Here is a 22,066-nt window from a genome sequence, read left to right as displayed (position 1 = left end):
CTGCAGATCCGGCTCAAGAGTTTCCCTGCGTCGATGCCCTGACGTGCGGCGAGCACGCTGGTGGAGGTTTTCACGCTCTGCGCGTCGATCACGCAGGCCCGCGGCTCGACCTCCCGACCTTCTTTCTGCCGTAAGAGCTGCCTGAGCAGGCCATTGAGCCGGGCGAACACTGGACAGGGGCGTCCGCGGCCGCAACCGCCATCACCGTCCAGTCGCTCACCTGGGACACCGGGGCCCGTACCGCCACCGTGAAGCTCACCTCGGACATCGGCTCGACAACCCGGGAGCCTCCACCAACGCCGGCACGGCCCTGGACCAGTGGCAGGACACCAACGCCGGCAACCAGTGGTGGAAGCTCGTACCGGCTGCCACCAGCGGCTACTACCACCTCGTCAACGTCAGGAGCGGTCTGCACGCGGACGTGCAGAACGGATCGGCCGCCGACGGCGCCAAGGTCGTCCAGTGGCCCGGCGGCAGCGGCGGCGGCCAGGAATGGCGGCCCGTCGGAGTCTGACGCCCCTGCGACGAGCGTCTGCGACGACCGGGGCGACGGCTCCGGCGCACTGCATACGCCGGAGCCGACCGTTCGGGGGTGAAGCCGGTCAGCCGTGGAAGGGTCAGGGGGCCGCCACGACCACGTTGAACCAGGGGGTGCTGAGCGAGCGCAGCGGCGAGTCGAGCTTCTGCATGTTCAGCCGGTAGGTCCCGGCCGGGAGAACTCCGCCGCCGGGCAGCGGGGCCAGCGGCAGGTACCGGCCGTTGAAGACACCGCTGCGGTCGTACGTCCACAGACCCGCGCTGGTACGCAGGATGGTGTAGGGGCCGCGGGCGAGCGAGGGGTTGACCGCGGACTTCTGCGCACGGTTGAGGACGAAGGACGCGCCCGCGTACGACGGCACGCGGGCCGGCCGGGTGAGGGTGAAGCTGAAATAGCGGTTGGCGTAGCCGGCGCCGGAGGTCAGGGGCGGGCAGTTCACGGCGACCACGGTCCGGCCCGTCACATTGCCCAGGGCGAGAGGGTTGCTGTACGAGCCCGCCCCCGCGAGCCGACGGCAGTCGTACCGATAGGTGGCGGCGGAGGCGGACGGGGCGAGCGCCAGTGTCATGGCGGCGGCCGCCGTGGTGGCCGTGACGACGGCGGCGACCTTGCGCAGCGGGCGGGGCAGGACGGTGCTGTGACGCTTCATCTGGTGGTTTCAACCCCCTTCGTGAGGCCCGGAGTTCGGGCCGTTCGGAAACCTAGCCCAGCCGGGGCGCGGCGGGTGGCGGGTGATCGGTAAGGGAGAGAAACAGATCGCGGATGACGCCGGGCGGACTGCCCCTCTTCGTCAGCAGGATGGATGAGGTCCATCGGACCGCGTCCGGTCATGTCCTGTCCTCCTGGTCCGTGTGCCTGGTGGCGGCCCGGCTGGGGGCCGTGCAGGGTGATGACCGAAGAGGTGCTCGCGTCCCTCTTGACGACGAACAGCTGCGGCTGGTCGGCCGTGCCGGCCACCTGCCAGTCACGGAGGGCGCCGCAGTCGGGGATCGTGAGCGTGATGCGGTCCCGCGCTCCGCCGTGGGCCGGGCGGCCGGCCTCGGGCTGCGGCGCGAAGGTCCATGTCCCGGTGCCTGAGCACGAGTCCCACGGTCCGGTGTTCTCGTCGACCAACGGCATGTTGTCGCCCTCGGCCACGCCGTTCTCGCCCAGCCGCAGCCGGTAGGCGCCGCCGCCGCCGATCCAGTCCCCGACGTACCTGCCCCGCTCGAGCCGGGGCGGCTCGTACGCGTGCCAGCGGGTCCACTCCAGGAGGAACCCGCCGACCACGGCGAGGAGCAGGGCCACTGCGGTGGCAGCGCCGATCCGGGCCGCCATCGCACCCCATCCCAGCGACCGGCGGTGTTCGTACCAGGCTGCTGTCACCGGGAGCAGCCCGGTGCCCGCGATCCAGGCCACGGTCCACCCGACCGGGACGTCCCACACCGAGACGGCCCACGCCGTGTGGGCCGCGGTGACCGCAGCGGCCCCGAGCGCCGCTCGCAGCGCAGCCCGCGGCGCAGCCGCCAGGAGCCGGGCCAGTGCCATGGCGGGCAGGGTGAACAGCAGCCAGTGCAGGTACCCGGCGAGGACCACGAGGAAGAGCACCCGGGGGGCCCAGGCGAGGGCGCCACCCGCGAAACCGATTCCGTGGTCGTCGCGCATGCCGGCCGTGGCGAGGAAGACCGCTCCCGCGACGACGAGCTGCGCCATGAAGGCCAGCTCCGCCCCGGTCGCCAGGTGCGACCACCTCCCGCCGGGCGCTTGACCGCCCGGCTGCGGAGCCGACTGCGGACTCGGCCGCAGAGCCACTGCCGGCACCCCCGTTCCTGGTCATCGGCCTGGTCGTCAGGCCGACGGTCACCCTGCCGCAGAGCCCGTCCTCCGAGCCGTTGGCCGATTGCGGGCTTCACCGGAGAGCTTCCCAGACGGCCGCCCTCGGCCGCCTCGGGGGAACTACGCATGCGCGCACGTATGTCGGGCGGCTCGGCGGGGGTCCCGACCGAGAACCAACTCGGCGCGCTGGACCGCGTCCGGCTGGATCGCGTCGGGGCTGTCAGGGTCCGCCGAACCGTTCGACGGCCGAGGTTCGGACGGCTTCCTGCGCGAGGTGTGCACCTTGCTCGAGGAGGTCCTGCCACGAGCCCGGGGCGAGGTCCCGCGCGATCATTCGTTCGCGGTGCGGCGAGGGAACGGAGTCCGCGAGACGTGCCAGCGTGTGCGCTTGCACGGTCTTCCGGTGTTGCAGGTGGACCGGCTCCTCTGCCTGCGCGGCACGCGCCGTGGCTCTGCGTGTGTCGCCCACCTGCGCCAGGGACACCGCCGGTTCGGTGAGGGGGTGACAGTCGCGAACGGTGCGGCAGTCCGCCGATGAGCGTCTCGGCCAGGATCGCCAGTGCGGCCCTCTTGGTCATGGCGGCCGGCCACCCAGCGCCGGCCACCCGCAGCCACGGGCCGGTGTCGACCAGGCCATGTGGCCGCGGCGGCCGCGGAGCTGGAGCGAGCGGAGGGGCGGCAGGACGGAGGGCTGGTGCGGTGGCACCGGCCCTCGTACAGCTCGTCGGTTACAGGGCGATGACCTGCCATTCCTGGTTGGTGCCGCCGGTGTCGCGCCACTGGATGATTGCGGCGCCGTCCGCGGTGGAGGCGTCCTTGACGTCGGCGCACCAGCCGTTGCCGACGTTGACGAGCCGGTAGTAGCCGCTGGTCGCGGGGACCAGTTTCCACCACTGGTTGCCGGCGTCGGTGTCGGTCCACTGGTCCAGGGCGGCGCCCTCGGCGGAGCCGCCGGGGCTGTCCAGGACCTTGCCGCTGCGGACGTTGGACAGCCGGTAGGAGCCGTCGGTGTTGGGCAGCAGCTTCCACTGCTGGTTGGTGCCGCCGGTCCATGGCCACTGGATGACGGCCGCGCCGTCGGCGCTGGAGGCCGCGTTGACGTCCAGTACCTTGCCGCTCTTGCGGTTGACCACCCTGAACGTGCCCAGGTCGGCGGCGAAGGGACGGTCGTACACCTCCAGACTGCGGATGGACGCCCAGGTTCCGGAAGGCAGGCCCGTGACGGTCACCCTCACGTACCGGGCGGAGGCGCTGAACACGGCGACCTGGACCTGGCTGGTGCTGGTGGTGCCAGTGCGGTCGGCCAGCATGGTCCAGTTGGTGTTGTCGGTGGAGCCCTCGATCCTGTACCGGTAGTTGGTGGCGTCCAGCTCCCAGGCGATCCGGGCGCCGGTGACCGACTTGGCCGCCCCCAGATCCACCTTCAGCCAGTGACCGGTGTTGCCGTTGCTCGCGCACCAGCGGGTCGCGGTGGAGCCGTCGACCGCCTTGGCCGCCGTGTTGCCCTTGGAGCTCTCCTCGCTGCTCGCTGTGGCGGTCCTGCCGGCGGCGATGTCGGCGGGCTGGACCGTCCGGTCCAGGGTGACGCCGACGACGCTGTCCTCGGGGATGCGGGTGCGGTTGATGCCGGTGACGGTCACCTCGCCGCTGCCAGCCACGCTGAACGGCAGGTCGGTCCCCGATGCCACGTCGAAGACCCGGGTGACCGTCGCGTCGCCGATCTGCGGGGTGGTGAAGGAGGTGCCGCTGTAGCCGGGCAGCAGGTGGATGTAGAAGGTCTTGTCCTTGTACGTGAAACCGTACTTGCCGTCGACCGGGTTCCACGGGCCGCCGCAGGTGCTGTACACGGCCTCCCCGCACGTGGTCAGGAAGGAACCGATCCGCCGTACCAGGGTCTGCTGGTCGGTGGGGACCGCGCCGGTGCGGTCGGGGCCGACGTTGACCAGGCAGGTCATGTTGCGCACCCAGGCGTTGACCAGGATGTTCATGGCGGTGCCGAAGCTCATCACGCCGGAGCCGGCCCGGTAGCCCCAGGCGCCGCCGATGGTGAAGGTCTTCTCCGCCACCTTGCCGGTGCGGATGGCGCCGGTCGGTACGGAGGGGCCCTCCTCGCTGGCGAAGTCGCCGATCCAGCCGGCGCGCAGAGTGGTGACGGCGTCGGGCTGGTGCTTGCGGACCAGGCCGGTCAGGCCCAGAGGCTTGCCGGTGGCGGGGTCGGTGTCGCCGTAGGCGGCGTCCACCGGCCACTCGTTCGAGGTGTCGCGGAACTTGCCGGGCTCCCAGAAGAAGGCGGCGTCGGCGTCGGAGCCCTGCTGGCCCAGCCAGCCGCCGTCCCACCAGATGTCGTCGATCTTTCCGTACTGGGTGACCAGCTCCTTGACCTGCTGGTACACCTCGTTCTTCATGATCCGCGCGTTCTCCTTGTGCGTCGGATCGGTGGTGTAACCCCAGGCGTTGGGAAGGCAGTTGGTGCCCCGAACGTCGTAGTAGCCGGGGTAGCGCCAGTTCAGCGGGGAGAAGTAGAGGCCCACCTTCAGTCCGGCATTGCGTACGGCAGTGATGTACTGACCGACGAAGTCCTTCTGCAGCGGCGCCTGACCTGCGTGCCAGGCGTTCGGGTGGGTGGACGGCCACAGCGCGAAACCGTCGTGGTGGCGAGTGGTGAGCACGGTGTACCTGGCGCCCATGTCCTTCGCCAGCTGGGCCCAGTCGGCCGGGTTGTACGCGCTGCCGGTGAACTGCTCGCCGGTGGCGTCGGTGACGTACTTCCTGTAGTTCTCCGGCGTGATGGCGGCGTTCTCCATGTACCACTCGCCCTTGGCTGGGCCGGAGTAGGGACCCCAGTGGATGAACATGCCGATCTTGGCGTCCGTCAGCCACTGCACCTTCTCGTCGGGCTGCTGCTCGAGCCCCTGGTCGAGCTTGGGGATGCGCAGCGGCGGGAGTGGCAGGGGGCGGGTGGAAGCGGCATGTGCAGGGCCCGCCAGGGCGGGCGTGACGACGGCGGCGACCGTCATGGCCGCCATGCCCATCAGCACTCTTCGTCGTGTGAGCGGTTCTGACAAGGGAGATCTCTCCTGACTGTCCATGAGGACAGCACGGACCGTGCTGTGACTCAGCATGCGGGCCGAACAGATCGGATGGGTCACCCAGGGACGGTGGGATGCAGCGGAGCCGCACGGAGGCGTACATCTCACCGGGATGACACTGAATTATTAGTAATCATGACGTCAACCACTGTCCAGAGCGGGGACGAAAAACATTGCCCAGCACCCACGGGCGACCGAGGAAGCGAGGGCCCGATCCGGGAAACATCGGATGTTAAGGCTCTTGACGCACTGCTACACCCCCTCTAGCGTCCGGCAACGGAGTCGCACACACATCAACAATTCCAAAACTGTTGGTTGAGGTATCCATGCTCAGACGCACCCTCACGCTCGTGCTGGTCGCCACGGTGAGCGCGCTCACCGTGCTGGTGACCGGATCGTCAGCCCAGGCCGCCCAGGTCACGGTGACCAACGCGACCCAGTTCACCGACACGGACGGCGATGTCGTCCAGGCCCACGGCGGTGGAGTGATCAAGGTCGGCTCCTTCTACTACTGGTTCGGTGAGAACCGCAACGCCGACAACACCTTCAGGGCCGTCTCGGCCTACCGCTCGACGGACCTGAAGACCTGGGAGTTCAGGAACAACGTCCTGACCCAGGCCGGCGCCCCCGAGCTGGCGGCCGCCAACATCGAGCGGCCCAAGGTCGTCTTCAACTCCACCACCGGCAAGTTCGTGATGTGGATGCACAAGGAGAACGGCACCGACTACAACCAGGCCCGCGCCGCCGTCGCCGTTTCCGACACCGTCGACGGCGACTACACCTGGAAGGGCAGCTTCCGGCCGCCGTCAGGCACCACGTCCCGCGACATGACGCTGTTCAAGGACGACGACGGCACCGCCTACCAGATCACCTCCGCGGCCGGCAACGCCGACCTGCAGATCTGGAAGCTCACCGCCGACTACACCGGCTACGACAGCCTGGCCGCCAACCCGTGGGCCGGCACCTTCCGCGAGGCGCCTGCGCTGTTCAAGCGGGACGGCGTCTACTTCATGCTCACCTCCGCCAACAGCGGCTGGAAGCCCAACCAGCAGAGGTACGCGACCGCGACCAGCGTCACCGGCCCGTGGACCGCGATGGCCGACATCGGGGACGACACCGGCTACGGCTCCCAGACCACGTTCGTCCTGCCCGTCCAGGGCACCTCGGGCACCTCGTATCTGTACATGGGCGACCGCTGGGGCAACGCCACGGGCGGCACGGTCAACGACTCCCAGTACGTGTGGCTGCCGCTGACCTTCCCCACCCGGACCACCATGAACATGCCCTGGTACCCGCAGATCGCCATCGACACCGCCGCCGGCACGGTCACCGGCGTGGGCGGCGGCCCGTACTACAACCTGGTCGCCCGACACAGCTCCAAGTGCCTCGACATCTCGGACAGTTCGGCCGCCGACAGCGCGGTCGCCCTCCAGTACACCTGCAGCGGCGGCCTCAACCAGCAGTGGCGTCTCCAGGACGCGGGTGGCGGCTACGTCCGGGTCCTCGCCCAGCACAGTGGAAAGTGTCTGGACGTCTCGGGCGCCTCCACCGCCGACGGCGCCTTCGTGAACCAGTACCGCTGCGCCACCGGCACCAACCAGCAGTGGCAGTTCCAGGACCAGGGCAACGGCCACTACCGGCTGGTTGCCCGGCACAGCGGCAAGTGCCTGGACGTGAAGGACGCTTCCACTGCCAACGGCGCCCGGCTCATCCAGTGGACCTGCGGCACCGGCACCAACCAGCAGTTCCAGCGCCGCACCGCCTGACGACGCGCACCGAGGCCCGGCGGGCGGCATCCCCGCCGGGCGCAGGGCCGGGCACGGCGGCCGCAGCCGCCGGAGTGGACGGTCGAGCTCGGCATCGGCGCGGGCCGCCCGCCCGCGCAGGTGCATGCCGGGGACTTCTACGCGGAGAGCAAGTGCCGCCGCGCCATCGCCTAGGTGGGTCAGGACGACGACTCCCGCCGTCTCGACGTACAGGGTCGGCCGGGCCGGCTTCGCGTCGATGTACTCGTTGAATCCGAACAGGACCGCGGTGAGGCTCAGACGAGCCTCGCGGCCGCTCTGTCAGTAGGCACTGCCCGATGAGGTGTTGTTGTCGGAAGGTGCCGGGGCCCCGCCGACGTTGATCTCCGTCTTCATACCGAGGTCCTTGTGCCCGTCGACCGGGCAGTAGACCTCGTACGAGCCGGACTTCAGCGTCACGCTGAGGGTCGTGGACTGCCCTGGATCCACCGTCTTGCTGCGGTTCTCGCCGCCGGGGCCTTCGATCTCCAGGGCGTGTACGTGGGAGCCCGTGTTGTTCGCGGTGAAGGTGTACTGGCCGGGCTGGAACTTCTCCGTCGAGAGCTTGATGTGGAAGTCGGACAGCTCTGCCGTGACCTGGGCGCCGTGGCTGGTGCTGGTGCTGGTGTCGTTGCTGTTGCTGCTGCCGTTGCCACCGCCTCCGCACGCGGCGAGCAGGGCGGTCAGGCCGCCGGCGGCCACGCCGAGGAGAATGCGGCGGTGGATGTGCGGGGTGGTCATGTGTCGGTCCTCCGGGTCGTCCCCCCGCAAGAGGTACGACGCCGCCGGGCCGAAGGATTGCGGCCCGCAGGATCGCGCGGGCGGAGAATGGACGTAAGGCAATCCCTTCCGGGCGGCGGAACGTATCCCTGGTATGCGGCGTATGGGTCTCTTTCTCGGGCGGGTCCCCGACGAGGCACTGCTCACCGGTCTGACGACGGGCGATCCGGAGCTCGCCGTCGCGTTCGTACGCCGTTTCCAGCGCACGGTCTTCGGCGTGGCTCTCGCCGTCCTGGGTGACCCCCAGCTCGCCGAGGACGTCGCCCAGCAGACCTTCGAGCGGGCTTGGCGGCACGCACAGGTGTACGACCCCCGTCGTGGATCCGTGCGGTCCTGGCTGACGGCGATCGCGCACAACCTCGCGATCGACACGGTACGGGCCCGGCGGGCGAGCCCGGTCGACCCGGAGGACCTGGCCGCGCTGCTCGGCATCGTGACCGAGACACCCGAGCGGCGGGCGCTCGCCGACGACAGCGCGGAGCGGGTCCGGCGGGCGGTGGCGGAGCTGCCCCGGGAGCAGGCGCGGGCCCTGGTGATGGCCGGGATCTACGGGATGACGGCGCGGGAGGTCGCGGACGCGGAGGACATCCCGCTGGGCACGGCGAAGACCCGGATCCGGACCGGGACGCTCAAGGTACAGGCCCTCCTCGAAGCGGCGGAGAAGCGGTGAGCGGCATGGAGTGCGAGCAGCTGCGCGAGCTGAACGCCGAGATGGCGCTCGGGGTCCTGCCTGCCCGCGAGCGCGCCGAGGCGGTCGCCCATCTGGACCGCTGTCCGAACTGTCGGGAGCACGTCGAGCGGCTGACGGTGGTCGGCGACGGTCTGCTCGCGCTGCTGCCGGGCGCCGAGCCGCCGGTCGGTTTCGAGAGCCGCGTCGTCCGGGCCCTGGGCGCCGCGCCCGCACCGAAGCGGCGCAGGCACCGGCTAGGGCCGGCGGCGGCCGCCGCGGCCCTGGCCTGCGGATTCGGCGGATGGGCGATCGGCACGGTGGTCGAGGCCGCGCCACCGCCGATCTCTCAGCGGGCGGACAGCGGCCTACGGGCGGCGGCCCTGGTCTCCGGCGGCCACGAGGTGGGCCGCATCTACGCCCACGCCGGTGACGAGGGCTGGGTGTACATGTCCGTCGATCTGGACGGGAACGGCCGGGGCCCGGTGCGCTGTCTGCTCGTACACGCCGACGGATCGACGGTCCCGGTGGGTTCCTTCCCCCTCAAGGACGGCTACGGATACTGGGGCGCACCGGCCGCGACCGACCCGACGACACTGACCGGCGTCCGCCTGATGGCCCCGGACGGAAGCGTCTTGGCCACGGCGAGCCTCCCGAAGGGCTAGCCAGGCAAGTCACATGTCGCGTATCAGCTTGTCGAGCTGCACAGACCCTCATGCTCCAGGACATCCTGTGTTCGGGCCGGCGCGGACGTAGAACTCCGGGGATCATGCCGACGACCTGGAGTTCCTGCTTGTCGGCGGTCGGCTTCGCGGGCAGGCCCACGATCTTGGGTAGTCGCGGACGCCGATCAGCACGGTGCCGCCGTCCTGCGATGCGAAGGCGGCGATGGTCTTCAGCATCTTCTTCAGCGAGTCGCCCTCCGCGGCTTCGTTCACCTCAAGGGACAGCGTTTCTCGTGCCCGGCGGTACGTGTGGTGAGGTCCTCGTCCGTGATGGGGCGGACCACCCGGCAAGGGGTTCCGACCGCGACAGTCATGGGGGGAACGCTGTGGCTGACGACACTGCCGGCACCGATGACCGACCCGTATCCGATGCGAACGCCCGGCAGGACTACCGCGTTGCTACCGATCCACACCTTGTCCTCGATCACGATCGGTTCCGAGAACCGTCCGAAGTCAGCGCGTCGCGAGGGATGCACCGGGTGTCCCGTCGTGGTCAGTGTCACGCTGGGCGCGATCATGACACCGTTGCCTATGCGGATGTCCACGTCGTCGACGAACGTGAGGTTCACGTTCCCGAAGAAGTCGTCGCCGACGTGGACGTTGCTGCCGAACCCGGCGTGGAACGGCGGCAGCAGCACAGTGCGTTCACCGACCGAACCGAAGATCGCGACGAGCAGCGATCGGCGCTTCTCCGTTTCGCTCGGTGGTGTGTGGTTGTACTCGAAGATCCGCTCGGTGCGGCGCCGAGGGCCCTGGAAGGCGGCTTCGGACTCGGTGTACACAAGCCCCTTGGCGATCCGGGCCAGGACCTCTTCCTCGTGATCACGTGTCACTGCGGAACGCTCCCCTCGTCCAACCCCTCGGGCTCACTCCCGGCGCGCCCTAGATCGACCGCGCGCATCCAGAGCGTACGTGCCCCGCGAAGAGAACATGATTCCTTTCGAAACCGTGGATCGTGGTCGCCATGCGCCCGCAGGGACCCTCCCGCAGGTTCTCGTAAACGGCCGACGTGACCGACGCCGCGTTTCCCACCGCCGGATATCCGGCCTGGCCGTTTTCGCAGATCGTGGCAGGTCGGCTGGAGAGGGCGCTGCGCGCGGAACGCACCCCGACGGCACGGGCGGCTGGCCATCGTGGTCCGTCCGGGATCATCTGGATCTGATGGACCGCAACGGCATCGCGACCACGATGCTCTCCCTGTCCTCCCCCGGCGTGCATTTCGGTGACGACAAGGCGGCCCGCCTCCTGACCCGGCGCGGGCGTGAGGCCACTGGTGTGGTGACTTGTGCTGCGACCACGAAGGTTCACCGTGTCGCGGCGGCCGGCACTGCGCCTCGGCGCGTTGTAGGACCACCGAGGTACGTCCCCGGTAGTGGCCGTGGCCCTCCGCCCTGCGATGCACCCCACGGGCCGCCGGCCGGGCGGCCGGGCGGCCGCCTTACGGTTGGTGACCTTCGCGCCCCGGTCCGGGCTCACACGTGCAGCCCCGCCCTCTGGGCCTGGCGTTTAATCGGATGTGCGGGCGGCGCGGAGTTGTTAGGTTCGCCGTGTGCCGAAGCTGAATCAGATCATCGCAGTCGAAAAGGGCGTCAAGTCCAAGGCTCTCCAGGAGCTCACCCAGGCTCACCAGGACGTGCAGAAGCCCGCCCTGCTGGCCGGCATCTCCCGGACCTACCAGCCCAAGGACGAAGAGGGCGAGCAACTGCCGCCCGAGTCCACGCGGGTGCAGATCAAGGCCGAGGACGCTCTGCGGGCGACCGCCGGGACGCTGACGCGGCTCTTCGACGTGACCGCGACGAAGGACTGGGCGAACCGGTCCGCGGTCGCGGACGTGGTGGTCGACGGTACGGTGCTGTTGCCCCAGGTGCCCGTCCCGTACCTGTTGTTCCTGGAGAAGCAACTCACCGACCTGCACACCTTCGTGCGCAAGCTGCCGGTGCTCGACGCCTCCGAGTCGTGGAACCTGGACCCCTCGACGGACTCGTGGAAGACGGACCCGGTGCGGACCATCCGCACGAAGAAGGTTCCGCGCAACCACGTGAAGGCCGAGGCCACGGAGAAGCACCCGGCACAGGTCGAGGTGTACTACGAGGACGTCCCGGTCGGTTACTGGACTACGGTGAAGTTCTCCGGCGCGCTGCCCGCCCGGCGGGTCAACGAGCTCCTCGACCGTGTCGAGAAGCTCCAGCAGTCCGTCAAGTTCGCCCGCGAGGAGGCGAACAACACCGAGGTCACCGACCAGCGGGTCGGCGACGCGGTATTCGGCTACCTCTTCCGGTAGCCCCCACATACGCCCTCCGTCGCGAGCGGAGGGTGCGCGATGAGCGCAAGCTGAAACTGATGTTGAAGCTGATGAAGGGGTGTCAGTTGGGGGTTCGAATCCCTCTCCCCGCACCACGTGCGGGGGTGGCCCAAGCCTGGCAGAGGCGGCCCCATGAAACTCAGATTCTCGCTCCAGTCTCAGTATTCGCCGCCGAACACCGGATCGACCGAGCGTGGGCGAACATCGACGGATGGGGGTTCAAGTCCCCTCGGCGCCTCTCTCGTGGCGCTGTAGTTCAAAGGCAGAACACGTCGATCTCAACATGACCCGCGGTTCTTAAACGCCGCCGGTGTGCGCAAATGGGCGGCAAGCTGGAGCCCGGGAGCTGGACATGCTCCCGGGCTCCGTCACGTTCCGGCTGCGGCTTGTGCTGTGTCCGGGGCCCCGTCCCCGGCCCGCTCGGTGATGGTCCAGCAGTTCTTGCGCGGCAGGTCCGACAACAGGTCGAGTACCGGCTTCCGGGCCCGGCGTCGCGGTTCGAACCGTGTGAAGCGTCCCGCTATCCGGCTCATCAGGCCCTCGAACGCCTCCTGCCGGCAGCCAGGGTCTACGCTGTGACCTGCGGCCACCGCATGATCGTTTGTCTTCACACACCGATGATCAACGGTGGCCGCACCCGTCTCCACACCGCGTCCGGTCGCGCAGCGTCTGCCTGCCGTCCTGTGTATCGGAGGGCTTGTGCAACGTGGCGAAGTCTGGTGGGTCCAGTTCGACGAGCGGAGGTTGGTCGTACTGCTGTCAGGAGACGACGCGACCGGGTTCCAGGTGATGCAGGTCGTCGCTCCGGCGGGCCTCGACATCAGCGGTCTGGGCATCGAAGTGACGGTCGGCGCCGGTGAAGGGCTGCCGCTCGAAGGTGTGCTGCGGCTCGCGTTCCGGCGTCCAGGCTTCACCCCGTGCACGTGGCTGACCACCGTGTCCCGGGACGACCTGATAGAGCGGGCGGCCGTCCTGTCCTCCAGGAAGCTCGGCGAGATCGACGACGCCCTCCGACTCGCTGAACAAGCACAGGGGCGGAACCCGGCAACGACCGCGAGGCTCAGCGAGATGAGGGACGCCTTCCGTCGCGGTGAACTCGGGTAGACGGAGAAGGAGCCGACGCCCGCGACGGCATGGGCGATCTCAGGCGAGATGATCCACGCTGGACACCGCCCTCCGGCATCGTCACCGCTCGCCGCGGACACCGGCGAGGCCCGGCGCAGGACTGACGGAGCGTCATCCTCCGCAGCCGGACGGGAGGGTACGGGGTCTCACGGAAAATACGAGCCCTTGCCGTCGAAGACCGGGGTGACGCTCCGCGACCACTCCCCACGATCTGTGCCTGAGCCGAACAATGATGGCACCCTCAGGTGAACGGCGCACCATCCCCGGATGATCATGTGGTTGTGCAGGCACAGGAGCGTGATTACGGTTCTGGTCGGCTCAGCAGGACGAGCTGTGGAGACGCTGGGGCGAGGGGCAGCGGGCGGCGCGAGCTCCCCTGCGCCACATCCGACGCACCGGACCGACCATCCTGCGGCGTCACCACAACGATGATCGATAGGACCCGGACGCGGTTCCGGAGTCGAGGGAACACATGGGGGGACGATGTCCGTGCGGGTGTCCGCCGGCGGCGAGGAATCGAGCACGCTGGAGTTCGCGGTGCTGGGACCACTGCGCGTCACAGGCGGTGAACGGGCCATCGGGCCCGGATCACCGCAACAGCAGGCGGTACTGGCCCAGTTACTCATGCGTGCGGGGCTGGGTGTCCCGATGTGGGACCTGGTCACCGGGGTCTGGGGGGAAGAGCCCCCGGACGGGGCGGTCGCCAACCTCCGGACGTACGCGTGGCGGCTGCGGCGCCTCCTGGAGCCCGACCCCTCCGCTCCGCGGATCCTGGTCTCGGTCGGCGACGGCTACCGGCTCGATGTCCCGGGCTGCTCCGTGGACGCCCTGGAGGCCGCGGAGCTGGCCGAACGGTCGGCCGCGGCACGTGACGCGGGGCGCCTCGCGGAGGCCGCAGCACTGGTCGCCGCCGCCCTGGGGCTGTGGCGCGGAGAGCCCCTGGCGAAAGTGCCGGGCCCCTTCGCCGACCAGCAGCGTGAGCGGTGGGGCGAACTACGCACCGCCCTGCTGGAGGAGCAGTACGACCTGGAACTGGCACAGGGGCGCTACCGGGCCGTCATACCCGACCTGACCGCCCTCGCGGCCGAACACCCGGGCCGGGAGCGGCTCCACGGCCTGCTGATGCGGGCCCTGCACGCCACCGGACGGCGCACCGAGGCGCTGGCCCTGTTCCAGCGGGTGCGCCACACCCTCATCGAGGAGCAGGGCATGGAGCCCGGCCGCGAACTGGCGGCCGTGCACCGCCAGATACTGGAGGAGGTCCCGGAAAGGACGCCGCGGGCGACCCCGGCGCCGGTCCCGCGGACCACCCCGGCAACGGCCCGCGCGACGTCCCCGGCGACCCGGACCCCGTCGGCGGCGGTCTTACCGGAGCCCCGCCCCGCAGCCGGCACCGGCCGACCCGCCACGGCCGCCGTCACTGCCGTGGCGGCCGGCCCGGACGACGGCCCGCCACCGACGCCCGCCCCCGGGACCGCCCCGGGCGGCGGGCGCGGCAGCGCCTTCCCCCGGACCGCACCCGCCCAACTGCTGCGTTCCGTACCCGATTTCGTGGGCCGCACCGCCGAGATCGCCACCCTGCACGCCCTGCTCACCGCACCGGACCGCCGCAGCCTGCCGCTCGCCGCAGTCTCCGGCATGGGCGGCATCGGCAAGACCTCCTTGGTCCTGCACGTCGCGCACCTGGTCCGCGGGCACTACCCGGACGGGCAGCTGTACGCCGACCTGCGCGGCATGGACCCCGACCCCGAGGACCCCGCGATCGTGCTGGGCGCCTTCCTGGACGGACTCGGCTGCCCGCTCCACCTGCTGCCCGACACCGTCGGCGCCAGGGCCCGGCTGCTGCGCACCGTCCTCGACGGTCGGCGCGTGCTCCTCGTCCTGGACAACGCGGCCGACGCCGCCCAGGTGCGCCATCTGGTCCCCGGCGCCCCCGGCTGCGCGGTCCTCGTCACCAGCCGCACCCAACTGCCCAGCCTCGAAGGAGCGGTACAACTCGGTCTGGGCCGGCTGCTGCCCGAGGACGCCGTCACCCTGGTCGGCCGGATCATCGGCGCCGGCCGGCTCGACGCCGAACGTGCGGACGTCCACGCCCTGGTGGGCGCATGCGGCCAGCTGCCGCTCGCCACCCGCATCGTGTCGGCCCGTCTCGCCGCCCGGCCCGGCTGGCCCGTCGCCGCCCTGACGGCCCGGCTCACCGACGAGGCCCGTCGGGTGAACGAGATGCGGGTGGGCGACCTGGCCGTCGAAGCGGCCTTCGACCTCAGCTATCACCAGCTGTCATCCGAGCAGGCCCGGGCTTTTCGCCTCATCGCCGTGGCCACCGCCGCCGACGTGGGCCCGCAGGCCGCCGGCGCGATCCTGCAGAGCGCCGAGGCGGAGACCGAGGAGGCACTGGAGGCACTCGTCAGCGCCTCCATGATGGAGTCCCCGGCGCCGGGCCGGTACCGCATCCACGACCTGCTGCGGGCCTTCGGCCGGGCGCGTGCCCGCGCCCACGACGCGGCCGAGGCCGACCGCGCCTACGAGAACCTGCTCGGCCACCTGCTCGCCACCGCGTGCCAGGCCTTCGCCCAGCTGGTCCCCGGGGACTCGGTGGTCGGCTCCCTGGTGTCACTCGGAGCCGAAGCCGCCCCGTTCCCCGACCCGCAGGCCGCACGGGCCTGGGCCGCCGAGCACTTCGAGGCGGCCGTCCTCGCGGTACAGTCCTGCGCCGACCACGCCGAAGCCGAGCCGCACCGCAGGCTGCTGCCCGCCGCCACCGATCTGCTGGTGGCGCTGAGCCCCTTCGTCGGGGATCTGCGCCACGAACAGCTCGCCCCCGCCGCACTGCGCGTCGCCGAAGCCGCCAGGCGCCGGGGCGACCAGCGGTCCTTCGGTCGCGCCCAGTGGCTGAGCTGCTCCTTCGCCCTGAGGGCGGGCCGGCTTGCGGCGGCCCGCACCCATGCCGGGCTGGCGGTGCGCGCCTGCCGCGCGGCGGAGGACGTGGTGATCCTGCGGCAAGCCCTCAACGACCTGGGCCTGATCGCCGTCACCCTGGGCGAGAGCGCCGAGGCCATCACCCACTACGAGGAGGCCCTCGCCCTGGCCCGCCGGCTCGGCCACCGCTCCGGCGAGATCGCCACCCTCTTGAACTGCGCCCTCGCCCACGTGCGGCTCGGCGCCACGGGCGTCGCCCTGGACACCGCCCGGGAGGTGCTGGAAGCCGTGGCGGAGCTGGACGACGAGTCCGCAGCCGCGTACGCGCTCTACGTCAAGGGCGTGGCCCTGGGAGCCGCAGGCCACCACGAGGACGCGCTGCGCGCCCTCACCGAGGCCCTGGAGGCCTGTGACCGGGCCGGCGACGACGGGCGCGAGGTCCACGTCCGCTACCGGCTCGCCGACACCCTGCGGATGCTGCGCCGCTTCCCGGCCGCCGAATCGATGGCTCGTCAGGCGGTCGCAATGGCCCGCCGGCGCGGCGACGAACGGGCCGAGGCGCAGGCCCTGCTGGTCTGCGGCCGCGTGCTCGCCGACCGCGCCGACCCGGACGGCGCCCAGGTGTACCTGGAGCAGTCCCTGCACATCTTCGAGGGCATGGGGCTGCCCGAACAGCAGGATGTCGCGGACCTTCTGGGGGAGCTAGGCCGCACGGCGTAGGTCCCCGCCGCGATCCGCGGGCCCGCAGCACGCAAGGGAGGGCGCCACCTCGTACAGGTGGCGCCCTCCCCATTTCCCGCGCGCGGACGGATCAGATGACGGGCGGGTGCGGCGGCACGGCGGAACCGGTGTTGTTCCAGGCAGGAACGATGCTCCCGGCGGTCGGGGCCTGATGCTGCGCGGACTGGTCCGTCAGCGTGCCCGCGCCAGCGGTGAGTGCGGCCACCGCGCAGAGCAGGACCAGTGCGGACGCGGCCTTCGGCAGGCGGGCGGACGTGAGTCGGTGGTTCATGAGGGGCCTTCCGTCCCAGGTGCGGGGAGAACGCGACGACTCTGCCACGCGGCGCTCCGGCCCCGATCTACAAACGATCTACGACCGATCGGCGGGCGCGGACCACGGCGTCGACCGGGCGTCCATCGACGCGCTCCTAGTGTCATCGGTGTTCGGAGGCAACCGCCCCTGAACACCGCCCAACACCTCCTCGAAAGGGGATCTCACATGAACCGCAACCACGCCGTCGGTATGCGTCCGCGTCTCGACAAGGTCGTCAAGAAGGGCTGACGCCCCGGCTGACCGGACGGCCGCCGGAGCCAGTCGGCTTCGGCGGCCGTCCGGCCCCACCCGGCGGCGCAGCCCACCGCCCCCTGTTCTCCCGCCCAGTACCCGTCTCGCCGGCCGGAAGGTGGCCCATGACCCTCGGTACCGCTGTGCCGATGTCCCTGATCCCCGTGATCGACGACCGGCTCAGGACCACCAGCCTGTGCCTGGCCGTCGCGTCCGGCTCCCGTGACGACCCGGCCGACCGGGGTGGTTGCGCCCACCTGCTCGAACACCTCGTGATGTCCGTGCCCATGGACGGCGGCGGCTCCTTCAGCGAACGCGTCGAGCGGCTCGGCGGCCGTACCAACGCGGAGACCGGCCTGGAGCAGATGCTCTACTACGCCCAGGTCCACGCGGACGACGCGGACGAGGTCGCAGCCCTGCTGCTGAGGGCCTACACCGCACCCGACTTCGACCGCAGCGCGCTCGACGACGAGCGCGAGGTGGTCTTCCAGGAACTGGCCGCAGCCGCAGCCGATCCCGCCGACACCGTCCAGGACGCCGTACTGGCCGCGCTCTTCCCCGGGCACCCGCTGGGCCGCCCCGTCGGAGGTGACGAACGCCAGCTGCGGGCCGTCACGCTCGACGACATCCGCACCGCGCACACCGCCCTGGTGAACGCGCCGAGCGCGCTGGTCGTCGTCGGCCCGCGCATCCCGGCCGTCCTCGGGGACCTGCCCAGGGGCACCCGCCCCGCGGCCCGGGACACACTGCCCCTCACCGCAGCGCAGCCGGGTGACCGGGCCGTGGCCGCCTGGCCGCTGGACGCCGACTTCTGCTGGGTGTGCCTCGGCGCACGCTCTCCCGCAGCCGGCTCCGCACTGCGCCCGGTCTACACCCTCCTGGCCCAACTCCTCGGCTCCAGCCCGTCCTCCCTGCTGTATCGCGCCCTGCGCGGAGAGCAGCAGCTGTCCTACACCTTCCAGGCCTGGGACCGCGGCTACCGCGAAGCCGGGGCCTGGCGCGTCCTGGTCGGCACCTCGCCCGCACAGGCCGACCAGGTCGTCGACGTCGTACGGGCCCTGCTCGCGCGGCTCGCCGACCGGGGGCCGGACCCCGAAGACCTGGCGGCCGCCCGCCGCCAGGCCGAGATGAGCCTGCTCCTGGACAGCGAAGAACCCCTGGAACACGCACGGCTCACCGCCGACCGCACCGCAGCGGGGACCCGGCCGTGGTCGCTCGAGACCGACACCGCGGCACTGCGCGCCGTCACCGCCGAGCAGATACGCGCCGCGGCCGCCGACGTGGCCGGCCGGCTCCTGGTGACCGTACGGCCGGAGGCGGTCCGATGACGGCCGCACCGGCGGCGGTGCCCGCCGAGCAGCTGCCTGCGCCCGACCCCGCGCCCGGCTACTGGACCGAGGCGGACGCCGCGGGCCTGACCGTACGCCGTGGCGGCCACCGCCTCGTCGTCGGATCCTGCACCGACGCGCTCAGCACGGAGCCCGGCCTCTTCGTCGAGTACGCCGACCCCGGCGCCTTCACCGACGGAACGCTGGAAGCCGTACTGGCCGACCTGGCCGGCCGGCACCCCGGCAGCGCGGTGTTCCAGGTCCGCACGCCAGCCGGCACCCGCCTGCCCCCGCCCTGGCGCCGCTCCCTGACGTACGTCCGACTCACCCGGCCGCTCACCGGACGGCCCCGCCCCGACGGCCTGCGCATCGTCGCGGCCACCGAGGAGCACCAGGGGCCGGTCCGCGTCTGGACGGCCCGGGCGATCCGCCAAGGCGCCGACGAACAGGGCCGCCAGGCCGCCGAGGACGATATCGCGGCGGCTGCCGCCGAGGTGCTCGACGCCCGACCCACCGTCCTGGTCGCCGTGCTCGACGGCGCGCCCGTGGGCCACGCGGTGTTGCTCGACGAGCAGGCCGACGCGGTCACCGCCGCCGCCCACACCGAGCTGTGGGACGTCCTCGTCGAGCCGGACGCCCCCCACGCCGGGGCGTGCCGCGACGCCCTGGTGGCCGCGGCGGCCGCCCACGCCGCCGGACGCGGCCTGCCGCTCCTCGGGCACGTGGTGCACCGGTCCGACGAGAGCCGGTCCGCCGCCCTGACCGCCCTCCAGGCCCGGGGCTGGAGCACCGACCACATCTACTGGACCACCAGCCCTGCCGAACTCGCCGCCGTCCTGCCCCCGACCAGCATCGGAACCCCGCGATGACCACCTCCGCCACCCCGCCCGTCCCCCTGGACCTGACCCTGCTGCACACACTGCTCGCAGTCCCGGACCACGAGGACGGACGCGAACTGGTCTCGGTGGCCCGCGAGGTCTCCGCGACCCTGCCACAGCTGGTGATCTCCGTTGCCGCCCGCGAAGGCGTCCCGCTCGGCAGCGGCAGCACCGACGAACTCGCCCGCGCCCGCACCCGGGCCGCCCGATACGAGCAGTGGCGTGCCGCAGTCGCCGAGGCCGCCCCGCACGGCCGCGTCGTCAAAGGCCCCTCCCTGGCGGCCCGCTACCCGCAGGACGTCGTCCGCCCCGTCGGCGATCTGGACCTGGTCCTGCCCGACGAGGCCGAACTGTGGGCGGCGGCCCGCACGCTGACCGCCGGCCACGATGCCGAACCGTACGAACTGACCCTCGTCACCGACCCGCAGGGCGCGCTGCACGTGCTGCTGACCGTGGCCTGGCCCTCGCCCGACCCGCTCCTCGAACAGGAGCTGCGGGTGGAGCTCAGCACCGCCGCTTTCTACGGGGACCTCGGCGCGCTCCCGCTGCGCCCGGCACTGCCCGCCCGCCAGGGCCTCGCCGACCTGCTGTCGGTCGTGGAGGAGCGCGTCCAGCGGCCCTTCCACGCCAAGGACGCCGTCGACGTGCTGATGCTCCTGCACACCGGGGAACTCGCGGACACCGGCGCCGTCACCGACACCCTCGACGCCTTCCGTCTGACCCCCGAGGCACACGAACTGCTCACCCTCGTCCACGCCGCGGCCCCCCACCCCACGCTGGAGGCCCTGGTCTCCCGGACCGGCCCGCTCGCCGAAGACGAGAACCGGCGACGCGCGGCAACGGGCGCCCGGCCGGAGCCGGCCGGCGTACCCGAACGCCTCGCCTCCGGCTTCCCCGTGTGGGGCATGCTCCTGGACACCGGCACCGGACGCTGCCCCACAGACCGGCTGCGCCTGGACCCGGGCCCGTCCGGCACCCTCGCCCACACCCCCGTGGGCTCCTTCCTCCTGGTCGCCGGCGAACTCGTCGACCCCGCCGAGCACGCGGCGGCCGCGGCCTCCCTCGCCTCCCTCGACGCCGGGACGCACGCATGAGCGCCGCCCCCGCCATCGACGTACGCGGCCTGACCCGCTCCTACCGCCCCCGGCGCGGCGGCCCGCACACCACGGTCACCGCACTGAACGGCATCGACCTCGCCGTCGAGGAGGGCGAGGTGCGCGGGCTGCTCGGCCCCAACGGAGCCGGCAAGACCACCCTCTGCAAGATCCTCTCCACCGTCCTCACCCCCACGGGCGGCACCGCACGCGTACTCGGCCACGACGTCGCCGCCGACCCCCGCGCCGTCAAACCGCTGGTCGGCATCGTCTTCGGCGGCGACCGGGGCCTGTACGGACGGCTCGGAGCCCGCCAGAACCTCCAGTTGTGGGGCGCCCTCTACGGCCTCCACGGCGCCCCGCTGCGCCACCGCATCACCGACCTCCTGCGCCGGGTCGGGCTGGCCGACCGCGCCGACGACCGCGTCGACGGCTTCTCCCGGGGCATGAAGCAGCGGCTGCACCTCGCCCGCGGACTGATCAGCGACCCGCGGGTGCTCCTCCTCGACGAACCCACCACCGGCATGGACCCGGCCGCCGCCCTCGACTTCCGGGACCTGATCGGCGAACTGCGCGCCGAACGCCGCAGCATCCTCCTCACCACCCACGACATGGCCGAGGCCGAAAGCGTCTGCGACCGGGTCACCCTCATGGACCACGGCGAGGTGATCGCCACCGACGAGCCGGCCGCCCTCGCCGCCCGGATCAGCGCCCACGAGCGGATCGAGGCCAGGAACGTACCCGCGGACGTCCTCGACGGCCTGCACCTGCTGCCCGACGTCACCGGCGTCACCCGGGACGGGGACCTCACCCGGATCGACGTCCTGGGCGACGCCGCCGTCACCGCTGTCCTGGACGCCCTCGTCCGGGCCCGGGTCACCGAACTGGGCACCGTACGGCCGGGCCTGGCCGAGGTGTACCTGAGCCTGATCGGCGACGGCCGCGGCATGCAGGTGACCCGATGAGGACGCTGTGGACCGTCTTCCGCCTCCAGGCGCTCATGACCCTGCGCACCCCCGACATCGCCCACGTCTTCGTCACCACCCCGCTGTACACCCTGGTCTTCCTCTCCATCCAGGTCCACGCCGGCCGCCCGGACCTCGCCGGCTACGCCGTCCTCGCCCCCGCGCTGATGGCCCTGTGGTCGATGGCCCTGCAGACCGCCGGCGAACTCGTCAGCGAGGAACGCGACCGCGGCACCATGGAGGCGGTGGTGGCCGCGCCCGCCTCCTATCCGGCCGTCGTCAACGTCCGCATCGCCGCCGTGACCCTGTTCGGCGCACTCTCCTTCGCCGAGGCCTGGCTGGTCGCCTACGGGGTCTTCGGCCTCACCGTCCGCATCGAGCACCCCGGCCTGTTCCTCGCCGCAGTCCTCGTCTCGGCCTTCGCGATGGCAGGCACCGCGAGCTGCGTCTGCGCCCTGTTCGTCCTGGCGCCCTCGGCCCGCGTCCTGCAGAACGCCCTCAGCTTCCCCTTCTACCTGCTCGGCGGCGTACTCGTCCCCGTGTCCCATCTCCCCGACTGGCTGCGCCCGTTGTCGGAGGCGGTGTTCCTGTCCTGGAGCGCCCGGCTGCTGCGGGCCGCCCTGGACCCCGCCGCGCCGGTGCGGCCCGCGGGCGCCCTCGGCGCCGTCGCGCTCCTGGGTCTGGCCGGCGCCCTCGCCGGAACCCTCCTGATCGGTCGCATGCTCCGCCGGGTCACGACCACCGGCACGCTCGCCCAGACATGAGGACAGCG

At 71.5% G+C, this 22,066-nt stretch carries 19 protein-coding genes and 3 pseudogenes; 13 read left to right on the top strand and 9 right to left on the bottom strand.

What is annotated here, in order from left to right:
- Nucleotides 1-53: 53 nt before the first annotated feature.
- Nucleotides 54-170: pseudogene (locus C6376_RS44745) on the bottom strand (IS5/IS1182 family transposase); the annotation flags it as partial.
- Between C6376_RS44745 and C6376_RS46185 the strand changes: the two are divergent.
- Nucleotides 170-514, top strand: a complete 345-nt coding sequence (locus C6376_RS46185) for an RICIN domain-containing protein (RefSeq protein ID WP_107445454.1) — start codon at nucleotides 170-172, stop codon at nucleotides 512-514. The pseudogene C6376_RS44745 and the gene C6376_RS46185 overlap by 1 nt on opposite strands.
- A gap of 103 nt (nucleotides 515-617) precedes the next feature.
- Here the strand turns inward: C6376_RS46185 and C6376_RS24780 are convergent, their stop codons facing one another.
- The 3 genes from C6376_RS24780 to C6376_RS24765 all read right to left on the bottom strand — a co-directional run bounded on the left by C6376_RS24780 (nucleotide 618) and on the right by C6376_RS24765 (nucleotide 5,418).
- Nucleotides 618-1,187, bottom strand: coding sequence for a hypothetical protein (locus C6376_RS24780; RefSeq protein ID WP_107445453.1), 570 nt, complete (start codon nucleotides 1,185-1,187; stop codon nucleotides 618-620).
- Nucleotides 1,184-2,230: a hypothetical protein gene (locus C6376_RS24775; protein ID WP_107445452.1), complete on the bottom strand. Its 1,047-nt coding sequence runs from the start codon at nucleotides 2,228-2,230 to the stop codon at nucleotides 1,184-1,186. The genes C6376_RS24780 and C6376_RS24775 overlap by 4 nt, the downstream gene beginning before the upstream one ends.
- Nucleotides 2,231-3,081: 851 nt before the next feature.
- Nucleotides 3,082-5,418 carry an alpha-L-fucosidase gene (locus tag C6376_RS24765; protein WP_173985721.1) on the bottom strand — a complete coding sequence of 779 codons (2,337 nt, stop codon included), beginning with the start codon at nucleotides 5,416-5,418 and terminating at the stop codon, nucleotides 3,082-3,084.
- A 350-nt stretch (nucleotides 5,419-5,768) separates the two neighbouring features.
- Here C6376_RS24765 and C6376_RS24760 point away from each other — a divergent pair, with 350 nt between their 5' ends.
- A complete protein-coding gene (locus C6376_RS24760) occupies nucleotides 5,769-7,208 on the top strand; it encodes an RICIN domain-containing protein (protein WP_107445450.1) in 1,440 nt (479 codons plus the stop codon).
- A 300-nt stretch (nucleotides 7,209-7,508) separates the two neighbouring features.
- On the opposite strand, the gene C6376_RS24755 is transcribed toward C6376_RS24760, so the two are convergent.
- Complete coding sequence (locus C6376_RS24755; protein WP_107445449.1) at nucleotides 7,509-7,967, bottom strand: copper-binding protein; 459 nt, start codon at nucleotides 7,965-7,967, stop codon at nucleotides 7,509-7,511.
- Nucleotides 7,968-8,100: 133 nt separating this feature from the next.
- Between C6376_RS24755 and C6376_RS24750 the strand changes: the two genes are divergently transcribed.
- A complete protein-coding gene (locus C6376_RS24750; protein ID WP_107445448.1) occupies nucleotides 8,101-8,676 on the top strand; it encodes an RNA polymerase sigma factor in 576 nt (191 codons plus the stop codon).
- Nucleotides 8,677-8,681: 5 nt separating this feature from the next.
- Nucleotides 8,682-9,338 carry a hypothetical protein gene (locus C6376_RS24745; RefSeq protein ID WP_107449159.1) on the top strand — a complete coding sequence of 219 codons (657 nt, stop codon included), beginning with the start codon at nucleotides 8,682-8,684 and terminating at the stop codon, nucleotides 9,336-9,338.
- A gap of 102 nt (nucleotides 9,339-9,440) precedes the next feature.
- Here C6376_RS24745 and C6376_RS24740 read toward each other — a convergent pair whose 3' ends face one another.
- Nucleotides 9,441-9,611: an ATP-binding protein gene (locus C6376_RS24740; RefSeq protein WP_254076031.1), complete on the bottom strand. Its 171-nt coding sequence runs from the start codon at nucleotides 9,609-9,611 to the stop codon at nucleotides 9,441-9,443.
- Nucleotides 9,608-10,231, bottom strand: a complete 624-nt coding sequence (locus C6376_RS24735; protein ID WP_107445447.1) for a sugar O-acetyltransferase — start codon at nucleotides 10,229-10,231, stop codon at nucleotides 9,608-9,610. Before C6376_RS24735 ends, C6376_RS24740 begins: the two co-directional genes overlap by 4 nt.
- 214 nt (nucleotides 10,232-10,445) lie before the next feature.
- Between C6376_RS24735 and C6376_RS45410 the strand changes: the two are divergent.
- Together C6376_RS45410 and C6376_RS24725 are read left to right on the top strand one after the other, a co-directional pair.
- A pseudogene (locus C6376_RS45410) lies at nucleotides 10,446-10,652 on the top strand (amidohydrolase); the annotation flags it as partial.
- A gap of 295 nt (nucleotides 10,653-10,947) precedes the next feature.
- On the top strand, nucleotides 10,948-11,679 hold the full coding sequence (locus C6376_RS24725; RefSeq protein ID WP_006376607.1) for a hypothetical protein: 732 nt from the start codon (nucleotides 10,948-10,950) through the stop codon (nucleotides 11,677-11,679).
- A 416-nt stretch (nucleotides 11,680-12,095) separates the two neighbouring features.
- Here the strand turns inward: C6376_RS24725 and C6376_RS24720 are convergent.
- Nucleotides 12,096-12,290 (bottom strand): annotated as a pseudogene (locus C6376_RS24720) (IS701 family transposase); the annotation flags it as partial.
- Nucleotides 12,291-12,399: 109 nt separating this feature from the next.
- Here C6376_RS24720 and C6376_RS24715 point away from each other — a divergent pair.
- Both C6376_RS24715 and C6376_RS24710 read left to right on the top strand, forming a co-directional pair.
- The gene (locus C6376_RS24715) at nucleotides 12,400-12,804 is read left to right on the top strand and encodes a type II toxin-antitoxin system PemK/MazF family toxin (RefSeq protein WP_107445446.1); all 405 of its coding nucleotides are present in this window, start codon (nucleotides 12,400-12,402) and stop codon (nucleotides 12,802-12,804) included.
- 504 nt (nucleotides 12,805-13,308) lie between these two features.
- Nucleotides 13,309-16,464: a BTAD domain-containing putative transcriptional regulator gene (locus C6376_RS24710; protein ID WP_107445445.1), complete on the top strand. Its 3,156-nt coding sequence runs from the start codon at nucleotides 13,309-13,311 to the stop codon at nucleotides 16,462-16,464.
- A 91-nt stretch (nucleotides 16,465-16,555) separates the two neighbouring features.
- On the opposite strand, the gene C6376_RS24705 is transcribed toward C6376_RS24710, so the two are convergent.
- Nucleotides 16,556-16,756, bottom strand: a complete 201-nt coding sequence (locus C6376_RS24705; RefSeq protein WP_107445444.1) for a hypothetical protein — start codon at nucleotides 16,754-16,756, stop codon at nucleotides 16,556-16,558.
- A 398-nt stretch (nucleotides 16,757-17,154) separates the two neighbouring features.
- On the opposite strand from C6376_RS24705, the gene C6376_RS24700 reads away from it, so the two are divergent.
- The 5 genes from C6376_RS24700 to C6376_RS24680 are packed head-to-tail and all read left to right on the top strand — an operon-like array spanning nucleotide 17,155 to nucleotide 22,058.
- Nucleotides 17,155-18,357 (top strand): pitrilysin family protein, encoded by a 1,203-nt coding sequence (locus tag C6376_RS24700; protein ID WP_107445443.1) that lies wholly within the window; start codon nucleotides 17,155-17,157, stop codon nucleotides 18,355-18,357.
- Nucleotides 18,354-19,226, top strand: coding sequence for a hypothetical protein (locus tag C6376_RS24695; protein WP_107445442.1), 873 nt, complete (start codon nucleotides 18,354-18,356; stop codon nucleotides 19,224-19,226). The genes C6376_RS24700 and C6376_RS24695 overlap by 4 nt, the downstream gene beginning before the upstream one ends.
- The gene (locus C6376_RS24690; protein ID WP_107445441.1) at nucleotides 19,223-20,329 is read left to right on the top strand and encodes a hypothetical protein; all 1,107 of its coding nucleotides are present in this window, start codon (nucleotides 19,223-19,225) and stop codon (nucleotides 20,327-20,329) included. Before C6376_RS24695 ends, C6376_RS24690 begins: the two co-directional genes overlap by 4 nt.
- Nucleotides 20,326-21,294, top strand: coding sequence for an ABC transporter ATP-binding protein (locus tag C6376_RS24685; protein ID WP_107445440.1), 969 nt, complete (start codon nucleotides 20,326-20,328; stop codon nucleotides 21,292-21,294). Before C6376_RS24690 ends, C6376_RS24685 begins: the two co-directional genes overlap by 4 nt.
- Entirely contained in the window at nucleotides 21,291-22,058 is a 768-nt protein-coding gene (locus tag C6376_RS24680; RefSeq protein WP_107445439.1) for an ABC transporter permease, read from the top strand. The genes C6376_RS24685 and C6376_RS24680 overlap by 4 nt, the downstream gene beginning before the upstream one ends.
- Nucleotides 22,059-22,066: the final 8 nt, after the last annotated feature.

The sequence above is a fragment of the Streptomyces sp. P3 genome (genome assembly GCF_003032475.1).
Lineage (GTDB): Bacteria > Actinomycetota > Actinomycetes > Streptomycetales > Streptomycetaceae > Streptomyces.
The sequence above is the reverse complement of the archived record's forward strand: the minus strand, read 5'-3'. Positions and strand labels throughout refer to the sequence as shown.

Coding starts and splice junctions, on each gene's coding strand:
- C6376_RS24780 (WP_107445453.1), bottom strand. CDS start 1,187: ATGAAGCGTCACAGCACCGTCCTGCCCCGCCCGCTGCGCAAGGTCGCC.
- C6376_RS24775 (WP_107445452.1), bottom strand. CDS start 2,230: ATGGCGCAGCTCGTCGTCGCGGGAGCGGTCTTCCTCGCCACGGCCGGC.
- C6376_RS24760 (WP_107445450.1), top strand. CDS start 5,769: ATGCTCAGACGCACCCTCACGCTCGTGCTGGTCGCCACGGTGAGCGCG.
- C6376_RS24755 (WP_107445449.1), bottom strand. CDS start 7,967: ATGACCACCCCGCACATCCACCGCCGCATTCTCCTCGGCGTGGCCGCC.
- C6376_RS24750 (WP_107445448.1), top strand. CDS start 8,101: ATGCGGCGTATGGGTCTCTTTCTCGGGCGGGTCCCCGACGAGGCACTG.
- C6376_RS24745 (WP_107449159.1), top strand. CDS start 8,682: ATGGAGTGCGAGCAGCTGCGCGAGCTGAACGCCGAGATGGCGCTCGGG.
- C6376_RS24710 (WP_107445445.1), top strand. CDS start 13,309: ATGTCCGTGCGGGTGTCCGCCGGCGGCGAGGAATCGAGCACGCTGGAG.
- C6376_RS24705 (WP_107445444.1), bottom strand. CDS start 16,756: ATGAACCACCGACTCACGTCCGCCCGCCTGCCGAAGGCCGCGTCCGCA.
- C6376_RS24700 (WP_107445443.1), top strand. CDS start 17,155: ATGACCCTCGGTACCGCTGTGCCGATGTCCCTGATCCCCGTGATCGAC.
- C6376_RS24695 (WP_107445442.1), top strand. CDS start 18,354: ATGACGGCCGCACCGGCGGCGGTGCCCGCCGAGCAGCTGCCTGCGCCC.
- C6376_RS24690 (WP_107445441.1), top strand. CDS start 19,223: ATGACCACCTCCGCCACCCCGCCCGTCCCCCTGGACCTGACCCTGCTG.
- C6376_RS24685 (WP_107445440.1), top strand. CDS start 20,326: ATGAGCGCCGCCCCCGCCATCGACGTACGCGGCCTGACCCGCTCCTAC.
- C6376_RS24680 (WP_107445439.1), top strand. CDS start 21,291: ATGAGGACGCTGTGGACCGTCTTCCGCCTCCAGGCGCTCATGACCCTG.